The organism is Cylindrospermum sp. FACHB-282 (genome assembly GCF_014697195.1).
In the GTDB taxonomy this organism is placed as follows: Bacteria; Cyanobacteriota; Cyanobacteriia; order Cyanobacteriales; family Nostocaceae; genus Cylindrospermum.
This window is the reverse complement of record NZ_JACJRJ010000043.1, coordinates 40181-55751: the sequence shown is the minus strand read 5'-3', so window position 1 is coordinate 55751 and position 15571 is coordinate 40181. Positions and strand designations below refer to the sequence as shown.

Below are 15571 nucleotides of genomic sequence, written 5' to 3'. Positions count from 1 at the left end.
CTCAAGTACTGCTTTTAACTCTTCATTTGGATTAATTAAATTTTGCTGGCATCCATACATTTGTTTTGCCTCCTTACCTGTATGCTAACATAAGTGTGTCGTCATTGTGTCATATATGACAAAAAAAGAATTACACATTAGAATTACCGAACGCAGAATGAATAAACTGCGGTTGTATGCTGCAAAAAAAGATACAACTATTACCCAAGTTGTAGAGGAATTGCTTGATACTCTACCTGAAATTACAGATATATTACAGGTAGGCTAAAGCCTACCGAGTCGTTTTTCATCCCCGGTCTGATGTACGGAGTATGGCGCTGTGCGCCTGTTCCTCCGGGGCTTTCAAACTCCCGTCTGTTTCTTGTAATTACGCTGGAGTACTATCTACGAGTTGGTTCTCTTGCCGTAGATAGGCTTGGATAAAAGTATCAAGTTCACCGTTCATTACATCAATAATGTTCATAGTTTCCGTATTTGTTCGTAAGTCTTTCACCATTTGGTAGGGGTGAAACACATAGTTACGGATTTGGTTGCCCCAAGAAGCTTCCACCATATCACCTCGGATTTCGGCAATTTCTTGGGCACGTTGCGCTTGGGCGATGACCAGCAGTTTTGCCTTGAGGCGGGCGAGGGCTTTTTCTTTATTTTGCAGCTGAGAGCGTTCTTCTGTACACCGCACTGCAAGACCAGTGGGTAGGTGAACAATTCGTACTGCTGTTTCTACTTTATTGACATTCTGCCCACCTTTACCGCCAGACCTGGTTGTGGTGATTTCCAAATCCTTTTCTGGAATTTCCAGTTTTACGGAGTTATCTATTTGGGGCATCACTTCCACCCCAGCAAAACTGGTTTGCCGCTTGCCATTGGCATTAAAGGGTGAAATCCGCACTAAGCGATGTGTACCCATCTCCGACCGCAAATAACCATAGGCATAGCGACCAGTTATTTCCAGCGTTGCTGATTTAATCCCTGCTTCATCACCCTCTGACTCTTCAGCTAAAGTTACTTTGTAGCCGTGATCTTCGGCCCAACGGGTGTACATCCGCATCAGCATAAATGCCCAATCTTGGGCATCTGTGCCACCAGCACCAGCGTTAATGGTTAGTACTGCGCCTTTGTCGTCGTAGGGGCCGGAGAGTAACTGTTGTAATTCCCACTGGTCGAGCTCGTGATTGAGTTTGGTGATGGTAGATTCCGCTTCTTGCAATAATGCTTCATCGGTTTCTAGCTCTAATAACTCAACAACTGCCCTAGTATCTTCCAGATTGGCAAGCCATTGATAATATTGCTGGAGATGGTCTTTGAGCCTGTCAAGTTCTTGCAGAATTTCTTGGGCTTGGTTTTGGTCGCCCCAAAATTCTGGCTGGGCTGATATTTGTTCTAAATCTTGAATTTTGGCTTTTAGTGCGGGTATGTCAAAGATAGTCCTGGGTTTTACCCAGGCGGCCAGACAACGTTTCGATTTCGCGTTTGAGTTCTATTACATCCATATTACTTGCTCAGGTATGGAGCGCTTTTGATTTTAAGAGATTGCTGTTTATTTGTATTTTTGATTTTAGCCGTAGTTTGGCAAATTCTCACTTGCTTTGATCACTTACTACATATTGTAGTACTAAAATTGTGTTTCCGTCTCAGCCAATAAAAAACCGTGGTTCCTTCCGTATAACCACGGAGAAAATCGTGCTTTTTGTTCGGATTATCTGTGTTTAATCACGACTGTTGATGGCAATTAGCAAACGCAAGATAAAGATGAATAGGTTGATGTAGGTCAGGTACATCGATAAAGCCGCTGGCAGATACTCATCATTGCGGTAAGTGCGAGGCAGGATGTAGAAATCGACGACTGAGACTCCCACGAACAGAAAAACTCCTAAGCCGGAGATGCCAATTTCTAACCAACTGGGGCTGTAAACACCAAATAAGGCAAACACAAATTGGGTCAGGCAGACAACCACTAGGGCAATCATGCCGAGAGAGATGGTTTTTGTCAAAGCCATACCGTCTGATTCCGAGAGATTGGAACCAATTTGACGGGCAATAATAAAGGTGACGCCACAACCAAGGGCAGCTATAGCAATACCTTGAATGCCAACCCCTTGGGTTCTCAAGGCGAGAAATACTAAGCCGCTGAGTGTGTAGCCGGATAAAAGGCTGTAAATTCCCAGTAGGGGTAAGGCGACGGCTTTGTTACCTTTTGAGGCTACATTTTGGGCAACAAAGAACAGAATTAACTCAAGAATCACCGCACCAATGAAGGTGGGGAAGAATAGCCCTGGGTTAGTACGGATAACTCCTAAACCACCATAGGTTCCCAATGCTGTTAGCACTAGCCCACCACCGACGTAGGGGAGGGCGTTGGCAATCACATTGGGGCCAACGAGGGACTGAGATTGAGCCTCACGGAAAGCTTGACGAAAATTGCTGGTATTGCTCATATATAAAACTAGTTATTCACGGAAACTTCCTGATCATTATCATTCTTACCGATTTTTGCGGCTGGAAGGGAGGGGGGATATCTGGATATTTATGGTTGGGATGGTACGGAGTGCCCACCGGAGGCGATCGCTAAATGTCAAAGACAGTTGTATTACGCAAAATCTGAGTTATTGGCTTCCGAGAATTCCACAATTCTTCTGAAGTTATCTAGTTTTTCTGAGTCTGAAAGCAACCCTGGGCTGTGTTGACTTTTACTTAGCAGATCAAGGTAGCATAAAACTCAGCATTGTTCAGCATAAATAGCTAAGTTTGGTAACGCAAACAGCGATTATTTACAATAAAAAATTGTTGCTTAGAAAACAAAAACAACCTGAAATAGGCTGGGTTGGCAAATTATACGTGTAATTACTGAATTAAGTACTGAAACCCCTCATAAGTTCAGTAAAACGACGATGGCTTATTCAGCGCTGACTAAGGAAAATAATGACAGCTTTGAAGAGACTATACGCAACTCCATTCTTCAGGAAAAGGAGTTACTACAAAGGAATTTATATGGCTGCGAGTGAGTCCTCTGTGCGATCTGATGGTATGGAGCTATTACACTTATACCACCAAAATCCTTCTATTAAACTTCGTAACCAACTAGTACAGTTACATACTGGCTTAGTGCGGAAGATGGCGCATAAATTCAGCCATCAATGTAATGAACCTTATGAAGATTTAGAACAAATCGGTTATTTTGGTTTGATTAGAGCTATTGAGCGCTTTGACCCCAGCCAAGGATATGCTTTTAGTTCCTTTGCTGTGCCATATATTCGTGGTGAGATGCTGCATTTTTTGCGCGATCGCAGTACGCTATTAAAAATTCCCCGTCGTTGGCAAGAACTTTACAATGAGGGGCAAAAGGTTCGCAAAGAATTGGCAATATCTTTGGGACGTGCGCCTAGAGATGCTGAAATTGCCAAAAGGCTGCAAATATCTCTACCAGAATGGCAAGAAACTAAGTTAGCAGCTCAAAATCGTATGCCTTTGAGTTTAGATGCTACAGCAGTTCACTATGTTGACTGCCAAATAACTTTGGGTGAAGCACTTCCTTGCCCCCGTTCTCATATTCTCCAGCAAGAAGAAGAAGAACGCCAACAACTCCAAGGGGCAATCAGTTTATTAGAAGACAAGCCCCGCATAGCAGTTGAGTTGGTATTTTTGAAGGAGTTTTCTCGTAAGGATGCTGCTAAAAAGATTGGCACCAGCCCCATGACTGTAACGCGGTATCTGCAAAAAGGCATTCAGGATCTGATTTGCTATTTACACCCACAAGTGATGCCAACAGGATCATAGGCAATTCACAATTCTCTCATTCAAAATCCTTCGACTGAGCGCGTTCGGTGACCTCAACGTAACTGCTCACGAGGAAGTCCAAAATTAAAACAAAAAAATGCACCAGTAGTTTTATTATTTATATCTGTACCTCATTTACCTGCAATCTGCTGTAACCCTGTTCTGTCACCCTCCGAAAACATTTGCCATTTCTGAATTCTAGAGCTTTTATCTACCAAGCGATTGCACAATTTCTTTCTAATAACAAATACAACACCCATTTTTTTCTAATAGGATAGGTTGGATTGATTGGTTGATAAAGCTTTCAGAGATTGCCCTCCCGGAAAGTGACAAAAGAGGGGTAATTAATACCATTCACCTACTGTCGTGCCATAATGGTACGCATTTCGGCTTCTCTGTCTTGAATCAAATCTCCACTAACATCCACTATCACGCTATGAATCTTGCCTGTAAACTTGAAAGGCGGTTCATAATCGGGTGTTACAGGCGCACCAGAGGCTATCCCACAGGTCACGCCACTTGTTAGACCTAGTGCTAAGGCAGTGGTGACAGGGACATCAGCTTGCCCGACCAATTTCTCATTGATATAAAGTTGGGCACGACCGGGCGCTCCTTTCCCCTTCGCTAAATCTGGCTGACCAGTCACTTTAAACTCAAAACGCAACTGGTGACGACCCTCTGGGACTGACTCTACAGACTCGACATGATAGAGCGATCGCCCAACATAGTTATGAACCCAGTGCAGTTTGCCATCTTTGACATAGAAAGAGTAGCCACTATCATTACCCCCGTGAGCAAGTAATACTCCTTCTGCGCCACCTGTGGGAATCTCCACATCAGCCGTAATACTGTGGGGACGATTTAAAACTCTGACGGCACTATTGGCTGGAATTGCTTGAGTATGAGGATAGTAAGTATAGCGGCTACGATTGACAGCAATCTGGGGGCGTTCTTCCGCTAGTCGTTGCGTGCCACGTCCATCCACAGGCAACACATTGTATTTACCCGCCTCAACATACCAAGTGGCAATCATCTCAATCAACTTAGGGCGATTATCAGCAGCAATATTGTGATTTTCCGCAAAATCTGACGCGACGTGATACAGTTCCCAATGATGGGTATCCAAGTCCGTCAGAGTTTCCGCCGAAATTGCCGCACCAAAAAACTGCCCTGCTTCTGTAAATGAGGTACCAGGCCAAGGACACACCGCCCGCCAACCATCATAGTAAAGAGAACGATGTCCCATCATCTCGAAATATTGGGTAAGATGCTTAGTAGGTGCGTTACTATGATTAAAAGTATGGGCAAAACTGACACCTTCAATAGGGGATTGAGTCACACCCTTAATCGTTGTTGGTGGTTCAATTTCTAGCAACTCAAGCACCGTCGGCACAAGGTCAATAGCATGAGCGTACTGAGTACGAATTTCCCCTTTTGCCTCAATGCCTTGATTCCAATGAACGATTAAAGGATCGCTGATTCCCCCCCGATAGGTTTCCCGTTTCCAACGACGGAAAGGCGTATTCCCTGCCCAAGTCCAGCCCCAAGCATAATGGTTAAAGGTTTCTGCACTGCCTAGTTTATCCAATGCTTTGAGATTTTCCTCTAGGGATTCTGGTACATTGTTAAAAAACAGGTTTTCATTCACTGAACCAGTCGGTCCCCCTTCCGAACTGGCGCCATTGTCCGAGATCACCATAATTACAGTATTCTCGAACTCACCGATAGATTTGAGGAAATCGAGTAAACGACCGATATGGTAGTCAGTATGGGTTAAAAACCCAGCATATACTTCCATCATCCGGGCATAAAGCCGTTTTTCTGGGGCTGAGAGAGTGTCCCAGTGAGGGACATCGGGATCATGGCGGGAGAGTTCGGCATCTGCGGGGACAATCCCCATTTCCTGCTGACGGGCAAAAACCTTCTGCCTGTAAGCTTCCCAACCATCATCAAACTGTCCGGCGTAGGCATCAGCCCATTCTTTCGGCACATGATGGGGGGCGTGCATTGCCCCAGGACAAAAATACATGAAAAAAGGCTTATTTGGGGCAACCTGCTTGGCATCAGCGATGAAGCTAATTGCTTTGTCTGCCAAGTCTTCGGTCAAATGGTAGCCTTCTGCGGGGGTCTTTTCTGGCTTGACGGTGTGGTTATCATAAACCAAATCTGGATAATACTGGTGGGTTTCTCCGCCCAAAAAGCCATAAAAACGTTCAAAACCGCGACCGAGAGGCCAGCGATCATAGGGGCCAGCGGCAGACAACTGGTCTGAGGGGGTTAAATGCCATTTTCCCAGGGCATAGGTGTTATAACCCTTTTGTAGTAATATTTCTGAGAGAAACCCATTTTCAAAAGGAATATTCCCATTACCACCGGGATAACCCGTAGACCCTTCTGTAATGCAGGACATGGCGTTGGAATGGTGATTGCGCCCAGTGAGCAGACAAGAACGGGTGGGTGAACACAACGCCGTTGTATGTAAATTGTTGTAGCGCAACCCATTGGCGGCTAATGCGTCTAGGTTGGGTGTTTTGATAGGACTTCCGTAATTCCCAAATTGCCCAAAACCCGTATCATCAAAGACGATAAATAGGACGTTTGGTGTACCTTCTTTGGCTCGCAAAGGTGCTGGCCAAGCAGGGCTGGAGCGATCAACTGTCCGTCCTATGACACCGGGGAAAGTGTTTCCGGGTTTGTATTCACGCAGAGACATAAATCTGACCTCTTGAGAATATGTGAGCTTTAAAAATTCATTGCCCGAATTACTACGCCCATAAAACTAACTAAGCCAATCACGAGTAAAGCAACCCCGATAATTTCCCCACTGTGAGAGGTTTCGTAGGTATAGCGATCGCTTTGGATTTGTTGGAGTAACCGACGGTGTTCTCTTAACCCTAAAACCATTCCCAACATTCCCGTGCCAATAAAAGAGAGTCCCACAATGACCGAAAATCTGACTGGGTTCAGGTGATGACCAAGACGAGTATTTTCAATCGCTCTGACAATGGTGGGGATACCAAAGCCAAAACCAATTAAGGAAAGACAGGTGCGTATCCACGCCATTAAGGTGCGGTCTGCTGCTGCCCGACTGCGGTATTTAGCTAGTTCTGTCCGATCTGCCGCTAAATCATTGGTAGAAAGCTGTTCAGGCGTTTCTGAGTTTATGGATGGTTCACTCATAAGGGGAATTCGGCTAATTTGCGCTGATTCCAGATTGAGTAAAGACCACCCAGAACTGCTCCCAAAATTACATAAGCCACTAGCGTAGGAATCACCTGCTGCTGTACGTTATTCAAAATAGCGATAAACAAAGCTAACCCGACATTGCGAGCAATACAAGAAATCGCTATAATTGGCCTTGTATGATCATTGTGACCTCCTAAAGCGTGTCCCATGCCTAAAGAAGCGATTACCATGATCGTAATAACAACCATTGGTAATCCCCAAAGTTTAAAAAACAGTGGAATCCCTAAAATACACGCCAAAACAACCAGCACTAAAAAGAGGCTATTAGCAATAAAGCTTAAGGGTTTGGCGATATTTTCGGCAAATTTAGGAGCAAACTTTTGCAGCAAAAGACCGAGACTAACAGGCAATAACTGTACTATCAACACTTGCCGGGCAACTTCTAAAATTGTCACCTTTTGTGAAAGATTCTCAAATAGAGTGACGAAAATAGCCAAGGTGAAGGGAGTAACGAAGACCGCAAGTATTGCGAGAGTTAGCTGAAGACTTGCTGAGTAGCAGAATCTTCCTCCAGCCTTATACGCTCGCTTTGTAGTTAGAGGCGCACCTGGAGAAGCTGCCAACAAGACCAATCCTATCATCACTTCTGCCGGTAAGTTAAACAGTTTCAGCAAGAGGATAACCACTAGAGGAACTAGCACAACAACGGCTACAAGCCCGCGGAATAGTAAGACAGGTTTTCGGCAGAGGGAGAGCATTTTCTCAAAAGAGAGGTTGCTCCCTAGGGCTAACATCAGAGAAAAAATAGTGATTTTAACAAAAATCAGCAGTAAAGGATGGTGCATTGGATTTAAAATGGTTGATACTGGGTGTGGTCAAAGGTAGTTGGTGGGTGAGCGATGCCTACAGCGATCGCAGCTATCGCTTCCCAAACCACCCCCGTCATCCAAACAAGCGCACCTCAAATACTATTGATAATAATTCTTAAAATGCACTTACCCTGCCTTTGAGCAGCAGATATGCGCCCAGAGCCAAGGCAATAGTTATACCAAATTGCATTCAAACAGGTAATTTTAAACCATTGACCGTTAACTATTAACCGCTTTACGAGTAATATCTCTGAATGCAACTTTGTATTAATCTATCTATGGGAATATCATATGCAGGAAATTAGTTAATCACCAATGACTAATCACCAATGACTAATGACTAATTTATCTAGCTTTTAAATCAGCGATCGCACCTCTAGTCATAGCAGCAATAGCCTGTTCTGTCGCTTTTGGTAAATGATAATATTTGCCTCCTGCTGTTTGGGCTAATTCCTTAGCAAAACCAGTTGATACAAATTTACTTTCCGTATCAATTACCAAAAGTTGTATCCCCAACGCCCGGATTCTGGCAGCAATTTCTAGCAATTCTGCTTTGATATCTGGTTTTTCTCCTGGTTCTTGAGGTTCACCCAAAGAACGGGACAAGGGAATATTGCCCCGCCCATCAGTAATTGCTACAACCACGACTTGCCCAATATCACCACTCATCTGAGCATTCATACCGACACGGACAGCTTGAGTTAAACCATGTGCTAGAGGTGAACCGCCACCACAAGGCAACCGTTCCAAACGATTACGTGCTAAAGCAATAGAACGTGTTGGGGGTAATAATACCTCTGCCTGTTCTCCCCGGAAGGGAATTAAAGACACTTGGTCGCGGTTTTGGTAAGCTTCTGTCAAAAGTTGCATTACCGCACCTTTAGCCGACTGCATTCGGTTTAGGGCCATAGAGCCGGAAGCATCAACGACAAATATGACTAAGGCCCCAGCTTTGCGTACCAAGCGCTTGGAGCGAATATCTGCCTGTTCCACAATTACTTTTTTGCCTGGGTTCCTCTCGCGCCGTGCTTTTTGATACGGGGCAGCCGCTCTGAGTGTGGCATCTACGGCTATACGCCGCGCCTTACCTTTGGGCAACATTGGCTTGATATAACGTCCCCGGTCGTCGGAGAAGATAATGCTGCGACTGCCTGATTTACCCTGGCGTTTCGCAATTTGGGTAAAATAAAGCACAGTAGGGTCAAGGATTACTCCTTCCGGGTCAAATATAAACTCTTCTGGGAGGCTGGGGGGTTCTTGCTCTTGCTGTTCTTCTTCTTGCTCCTCTTTATCTTCTTCCTCTTCTTCTTGTTCTTCCTGCTCAGACTCGTCTTGATTTTGGGGAGGGGGGGGAGGTGGTGGTGGTTGTTGTTCGGGTGGTGGTGTTTGGACGATGGTTGCCCGTGGTACAATTACCAATTCAACGGCACGGCGTAAATCTTCAGCACTTACAGTGTTGCGTCCTTCCAAGGCTGCTGCAGCTTTAGCGACGCGGACTGCAAATAACTCAGCGCGATGTCCCTGAACTCCACCGCGAATTGCTTCATTTACGAGGTAGGCAATTTGTTCTTGGGTAATGCAGACATCCTTGAGCCATTCCCGTGCAAGGATAATTTGAGTTTTGAGTCCGTCTAAGTCTTCGCTGTACTGCTGGAGGAATTCTGTGGGAGACTGGGAATAGGCGATCGCCACTTCTACTGCGTGTACTCTTTGATCTAGACCGAGAACACCGTCTGCTGAGAGGGCGATCGCAATTCTATCCATCAAATGCTCCCGCAAACCACCTTCTTCTGGGTTGTAGGTAGCAATAAACAAAGATTTACAGGGATGCTGAAAACTAATACCCTCCCGCTCAATCTGGTTCCTTCCCTCAGATAATACAGTTAAAAGTTGATTTGATATTTGGTCATCTAATAAATTAATTTCATCCACATACAACACACCCCGGTTAGCTGTAGCGAGTAACCCAGGCTGAAAAACCGTATCCCCTTGTTTTACCGACTTCTCCACATCCACAGAACCCAAAAGCCGATCTTCTGTGATCCCTAACGGTATTTGCAAAAAAGGCGCAGGGATGATTTCTGTCGGGATATCTTGAATATCTTGATCTGCGAACTCCGCCAAAAGTAAGTCATCCCAGTCTTCTGGGTGGTTGGGGTCACAGTTGCTAATGGAGCCTTTGACAACTTCAATAGGTGGTAGTAGAGCATGGATAGCGCGGGCCATCACCGATTTTGCCGTACCGCGACGGCCTGCAATCACAACTCCCCCCAACCCCGGATCTACCGCTGTTAATAGCAAGGCTAATTTTATCGCTTCTTGACCGACTACGGCTGTCAGGGGAAAGGCAGTGATAGTAGGGGAGATAGTAGGCGCAGGCATTGTTTCTTTAATAGTTCTCAACTCTTAGCATATCAACTTCTGGCACATTTAGAATAAGTATTATGACAACTCCTCTAGGAGCGAGATTTATGACCATGACTCAGGCTAAACGCTTCACCCTAGCTGAATATCACAAACTCACAGAATTAGGCTTTTTTCATGAAGATGACCATATTGAGTTAGTCAATGGAGAAATTATTGAAATGGTAGCAAAAGGTAAAGCACACGAAACTTGTTTACGAAAATTATGGAAGGAACTACCAAAACTTGTAGGAGACAGGGCAACTTTACAATCTCAAGCCCCAATTACGCTACCACCTAAAAGCGAACCTGAACCAGATTTTGCAATTGTAAAAAACCGAGATGATGATTATTTATCATCTCATCCTCAAGCCGCTGATGTGTTGTTAGTGATCGAAGTTGCAGATTCATCTTTAGATTATGACCAAAATGTAAAAATCTCCCTGTATGCTCAAGCAGGTATTGCTGATTATTGGATATTTAATTTAATTGATAACCATCTGGAATGTTACAGTACACCATATCAAAATCATCAAGGTAAACATGGCTATTTAAATAAGCGAATTGTCTTATATAACCAGATTATATCTTTACCTGTTTTCTCAGATTTACTACTTGATTTGAGGAGAATTTTGCCTACATAAATTCTCAAGTTATCAAATAAATCGGGATATAACCTCTCACCCATAATTTGGAACTTCTAGATAATTATTAATAGGTTCATCAGTGCCACTCCCCAAAATTGGAGGTACATATATGGTACAGCAACTTACACCAGAAACCAAACCAGAAATCATCTATCCTGATAGTGATGGAAACCCAATGGCAGATAATACAGAACACTATGAATGGATAGTCAAAATTAAAGAAAACTTAGAAATATTATTTGCATCCGCCAATGATGTATTTATAGCAGGTGATTTACTTTGGTATCCTGTAGAAGGAAGTGCAAAAATCCGCCAAGCACCTGATGTAATGGTCATATTTGGTAGACCGAAAGGTAGACGAGGTTCTTACAAACAATGGCAAGAAAATAATATTCCTCCACAGGTAGTATTTGAAATCCTATCTCCAGGGAATCGCAGCCAGGAAATGGCTAAAAAAATGCTTTTTTATCAACGTTATGGAGTAGAAGAATATTATATATATAATCCAGAAACAATTGAGTTAACCGGATTTATTCGTGAACAAGAATGGTTAGAAGAAATTGAAGAAATTAATTGTTGGGTAAGTCCGCGTTTAAATATACGTTTTGAGTTAACATCAGATACATTAGAAATTTATTATCCTGATGAACGAAAGTTTCTCACCTCTCTAGAATTAAACCAACGCGCAGAACAAGAACATCAACGTGCAGAACAGGAATATCAACGTGCGGAACAAGAACATCAAAATTATCAAGACTTATTAGCGAAATTGCAAGCCAAAGGCATTGATATCAATAATCTGTGAGCGAGAAACCCGACTTCTCAAAAAAATCGGGGATCTAGTTTGTCACGAATCACTTAGGATTGTTTTACCTCGTTTCCCTAATTTGTCCCTTGATTTGAGTCAGGTGTTTCCACCAAAGCTAAATTCTTAGGGAATACCAAAAAATAAATTATCCAGTAATCATAGACTTGTAGGGACACAGCATTGCTGTGTCCCTACCTATTGGATATTTTTTAATTGGAAGTCCCTGAAAATTTATCGGTATGAGGGCATCTGCTTTACAGTTATTAATAAACAAAATGCTTGACATATATTTTAAGCTATGCCAGTGTATATTTAAGGACAGCGAGATAACTGCACTCTAAAGCAAAACTCGACAAGTGCAAAAATTGATTGTTGTCTAAGACGACGTAGAATCCCCGGCTTACTACCAGGTATCGCGTTATTCCTTCGGCTGAACATTCAGCCTGATGTCGCGTCAAATCATTGACTAGACTAAGCTGTTACGCACTTAATTCTTTTGCCCAAAAGCCTTGCTGCAAGGACTTTAGGCTGCAAAATATTAAATTTAGATGCGCGTCAGCTTATCAGCGGGAAGACTAGATATTTAGGTGAATGTTCAGGGGAATGAATAACGCGATACTTAGCAGTAAGCCGTGGATTCTACGTTCTTAGACTAGAAATCAATTAGATTTGCAAAAAGAGAGCCTAGCGAAAAGGGAAATACTTTTTGAGTATAAATCCCTTTGATAAATCTAGGCTGCTGCTAGATGTGTGATTTGTTGAAGCTGTCCAGTTCAAAAAAAAACTGGATGCATTAAAATGTCAGACCTTAATCAATCCTCAAACGAACACACCAGCCAACAGCAACTAAAGGTTTTCATCTATGTTGATTATCAGAATGCTAGATTAGATATAGAGACAGCCAAGCTATTACTGGAATTTGCCAAATCCAAGGGCGATTTAATTAGCATAAAGGTCTACTATAATTCGCATTGCAAAGATCAATCTGCTGCAATGGATTATCTAGATAGTATTGGTTGTAAATGTATTGATGTTCCCTGTTCTCTCAAAAATAGCGCAGATAATCAATTGATGGCTGATTATCTAGAGGATATTGACAGTAACGTATCTCCAGATATAGTTATTCTAGTATCAGGAGATGGAGACTTTGTAAAATTAGTTAATAATGGGCAAAAGCTGGGTAAGATTTTCATAATCTTTAGTCAAATAGGTCAAGTAAAACAAAAGCTGAAAGAACGTGCTGATGAGTTTTACTTTATAGACGATTTACCAAAATTAGTTGGGGGAAAAACTCAACCTCAAACCACTGTCAACGAGATGCAAATTAGTTACAATGAGGCTGTGGGATATCTAATTGAAGCTATTACAACTGCTCTGAAACTAGGCAAGCGTACAGGATTAGGCTACATTAACACATTGATGCGTCAACTATTTCCCAAATATCAGGGTGTTTTTTCTATCTCTACACCTGATGGGAAGAAATTTAAGAGCTTTGGTAAGTTTGTTGATTCTGCTATAAATTTAGGTAGAATCCAAAGGCAAAATCAGGAATTGCGTTTAATAGAGTAACATAAACTAGCTGCCTGAATTTGCTTATAAAATCCAGTTATATTAATTAACTGGGATTTAACAAAACTACCGCACCTTGCGGTTTTTTGATTTTTGATGATAATAGTTAATTTCCGCTACAAGACAAAAGATAAAAATGCACAAACTTCTCACATTCAAAAATGAAAAACTTCTCCGCCAAGCACTCACCCACCGTTCTTATGTCAACGAACACCCAGGAGAAGGGGAACACAACGAACGCCTAGAGTTTCTTGGTGATGCTATCCTAAATTTCTTAAGCGGTGAATATCTCTATAAACGTCACCCGGAAAAGGGAGAAGATGAATTAACTCGTCGCCGTTCTGCATTAGTAGATGAAAAGCAATTAGCAAGGTTTGCTATTGAGGTGGGTTTAGACTTTCGGATGCGTTTAGGACAAGGCGCAATTCGAGATGGAGGATATCAAAATCCTAATTTACTCAGCAGCACCTTTGAAGCAGTTCTCGGTGCTTACTATTTAGATAACAATTCCAATATTGAAGCAGTTCGCGCAATTATAGAACCGCTATTTGATTCCATATCAGAAAAAATTGTTGTGTCTCGCTCTAATGTAGACTCAAAAAACCGCTTTCAAGAATGGGTGCAACGTAATGTTACCCCAAATCCCCCAATATATGAGACAGAACAAATAGGTGGCCCTTCTCACGCGCCAGAATTCGTAGCTAAAGTTGTGGTAGATGGAAAAGAATACGGTGAAGGTAAAGGACGCAATAAAAAAGAAGCTGAAAAAGCCGCTGCTGAAGATGCGCTAGCTAAATTAAAAAAGAAAGGTTTGTTGTAGAGATGATGTTGCATCTCACGCAAAGGTGTAAAGTTCTTCTTCGTGTCTTTGCGCCTAACGCACTTCGTGCTAGAGCCTCCGGCACGCTCCGCGTTCACGTTCGCGGAGCGTGGCGTTAGCCATAGTGTCCCGAAGGGATACGCTTCGCTGGTGCGCGAAATCAACTTTCGGTTATCTCCAATTGCAAAGGCAAAATCACGGTGAAACTAGAACCAACCCCCACCTGAGACACCAGTTTAACTTCTCCTTGCAAGAGTTTTACCAATCGCGAAACTATCGCCAAACCTAAGCCAGTGCTGTCAGGAAGGTAAGACTTGGCGCGAAAGTAGGGTTCAAAAATCTGCTCTTGGTCTTCTGGTACAATACCAATGCCGGTGTCAGAAACTGCGATCGCCCATTTGTCATTATCCAACACTTGAGATACTATCTTAATAGTTCCCGATTCTGTATAGCGAATCGCATTACTCACAAGATTTGTAACAATTTGTTGTAATTGAAAAGAATCTGTGATTATCGGTTTGGGAGTACGGACACAATCCACCACGATTTGTAAATTTTTCTCCGTGGCTAAAGGCTCCAAAATTTGATATACATTATTTATTAATTCACATACATCTGTCGGTACTAGTTCGAGTTTGATCTTCCCCGTATCAAAACGTGACATTTCTAGTAAATCATTGATCAGGTGGAGTAAGTGTCTACCATTGCGTAGTACACGCTCAATATGTTCTACATTGGCATAGTTTTCTTTTCCTCCGACTTTTTTGCGTTGTTCCCGTAAAAACAAATCGGAGTAACCAATAATTGAAGATAGAGGATGTTTCAAATCATGAGCTAGGTAAGAAAGATGCTCTCGATTAGCGTTAATTAAGCGAGTCAGTTCCTCATTGTGCAGCGTCAGTGAGGAATGCAGATGCTCTAATTCTCTTAAACGTTCTTTAACATAACTATTAAAACACAGAGCGATCGCTTCATCGACCACAGCATTAATCAATCTCGTAGCACGAATGATTTCTGTTGGTGTTCCCTGCAATAAATCTACTTCAATAGCGTCAAATATTACCATTCGTAACTGATGATATTCCCTAGCAATTTCTTCTGGGTCAAAGCCTTGTATAGCTCGAATAGCTCCATGTTCCCAGCTGGCGGTCACTATCGAACGAATATCATTACCCTGAGTTGTTGAAAGCACAGTGACCATTGCTTTCAACACATCAGGAATGTGATCTTTAATCGCGCCGTAGGATAGGTCATCAGCACTTTCAATCCGCCGATCTTTGCGAACTGCTACCACCCATTTATCTAGAATGGTATCAATTTTTTCAGCCAGTAGGTGACTAAAATCCATTATCTTAACTTTGCTGAGTAGTATCTGAATCAGATTGTATATGTAATTAGTTTAGCAAGTACTGGAATTTACTCCCAAAACTATTGAGATATTTCACCGAACGAAATAGATTGTATCTATAGATCAGCCTGCTGAACTGACTAGCCA

At 42.7% G+C, this 15571-nt stretch carries 13 protein-coding genes; 6 read left to right on the top strand and 7 right to left on the bottom strand.

The window, feature by feature from the left end:
- Positions 1–115: 115 nt before the first annotated feature.
- Entirely contained in the window at positions 116–268 is a 153-nt protein-coding gene (locus H6G32_RS20205) for a hypothetical protein (RefSeq protein WP_190461469.1), read from the top strand.
- Positions 269–367: 99 nt separating this feature from the next.
- On the opposite strand, the gene prfB is transcribed toward H6G32_RS20205, so the two are convergent.
- Together prfB and H6G32_RS20195 are read right to left on the bottom strand one after the other, a co-directional pair.
- A protein-coding gene (prfB, locus tag H6G32_RS20200; RefSeq protein ID WP_190461467.1) for a peptide chain release factor 2 occupies positions 368–1490 on the bottom strand; the annotation gives its coding sequence in 2 pieces (ribosomal slippage) (positions 368–1417 and positions 1419–1490; 1122 coding nt in all).
- 216 nt (positions 1491–1706) lie between these two features.
- The gene (locus H6G32_RS20195; protein ID WP_190461465.1) at positions 1707–2435 is read right to left on the bottom strand and encodes a Bax inhibitor-1/YccA family protein; all 729 of its coding nucleotides are present in this window, start codon (positions 2433–2435) and stop codon (positions 1707–1709) included.
- Positions 2436–2988: 553 nt separating this feature from the next.
- Here H6G32_RS20195 and H6G32_RS20190 point away from each other — a divergent pair.
- The gene (locus H6G32_RS20190) at positions 2989–3774 is read left to right on the top strand and encodes an RNA polymerase sigma factor SigF (protein ID WP_190461463.1); all 786 of its coding nucleotides are present in this window, start codon (positions 2989–2991) and stop codon (positions 3772–3774) included.
- Between the two features lie 358 nt (positions 3775–4132).
- Here H6G32_RS20190 and H6G32_RS20185 read toward each other — a convergent pair whose 3' ends face one another.
- The 4 genes from H6G32_RS20185 to bchD all read right to left on the bottom strand — a co-directional run bounded on the left by H6G32_RS20185 (position 4133) and on the right by bchD (position 10211).
- On the bottom strand, positions 4133–6487 hold the full coding sequence (locus tag H6G32_RS20185) for an arylsulfatase (protein WP_190461461.1): 2355 nt from the start codon (positions 6485–6487) through the stop codon (positions 4133–4135).
- A gap of 29 nt (positions 6488–6516) precedes the next feature.
- Positions 6517–6954 carry a YidH family protein gene (locus H6G32_RS20180; RefSeq protein ID WP_190461459.1) on the bottom strand — a complete coding sequence of 146 codons (438 nt, stop codon included), beginning with the start codon at positions 6952–6954 and terminating at the stop codon, positions 6517–6519.
- Positions 6951–7805: a bile acid:sodium symporter family protein gene (locus H6G32_RS20175; RefSeq protein ID WP_190461458.1), complete on the bottom strand. Its 855-nt coding sequence runs from the start codon at positions 7803–7805 to the stop codon at positions 6951–6953. Before H6G32_RS20175 ends, H6G32_RS20180 begins: the two co-directional genes overlap by 4 nt.
- A gap of 369 nt (positions 7806–8174) precedes the next feature.
- Positions 8175–10211, bottom strand: coding sequence for a magnesium chelatase ATPase subunit D (bchD, locus tag H6G32_RS20170; RefSeq protein ID WP_190461456.1), 2037 nt, complete (start codon positions 10209–10211; stop codon positions 8175–8177).
- 89 nt (positions 10212–10300) lie between these two features.
- Here bchD and H6G32_RS20165 point away from each other — a divergent pair, with 89 nt between their 5' ends.
- The 4 genes from H6G32_RS20165 (at position 10301) to rnc (ending at position 14076) form a co-directional block, all read left to right on the top strand.
- Positions 10301–10876, top strand: coding sequence for a Uma2 family endonuclease (locus tag H6G32_RS20165; protein ID WP_190461475.1), 576 nt, complete (start codon positions 10301–10303; stop codon positions 10874–10876).
- Positions 10877–10988: 112 nt separating this feature from the next.
- A complete protein-coding gene (locus H6G32_RS20160) occupies positions 10989–11684 on the top strand; it encodes a Uma2 family endonuclease (RefSeq protein ID WP_190461453.1) in 696 nt (231 codons plus the stop codon).
- An 801-nt stretch (positions 11685–12485) separates the two neighbouring features.
- The gene (locus H6G32_RS20155; RefSeq protein ID WP_190461450.1) at positions 12486–13256 is read left to right on the top strand and encodes an NYN domain-containing protein; all 771 of its coding nucleotides are present in this window, start codon (positions 12486–12488) and stop codon (positions 13254–13256) included.
- 136 nt (positions 13257–13392) lie between these two features.
- A complete protein-coding gene (gene rnc / locus H6G32_RS20150) occupies positions 13393–14076 on the top strand; it encodes a ribonuclease III (RefSeq protein ID WP_190461449.1) in 684 nt (227 codons plus the stop codon).
- Between the two features lie 160 nt (positions 14077–14236).
- Here rnc and H6G32_RS20145 read toward each other — a convergent pair whose 3' ends face one another.
- Positions 14237–15424: a sensor histidine kinase gene (locus H6G32_RS20145; RefSeq protein ID WP_190461447.1), complete on the bottom strand. Its 1188-nt coding sequence runs from the start codon at positions 15422–15424 to the stop codon at positions 14237–14239.
- Between the last annotated feature and the right edge of the window lie 147 nt (positions 15425–15571).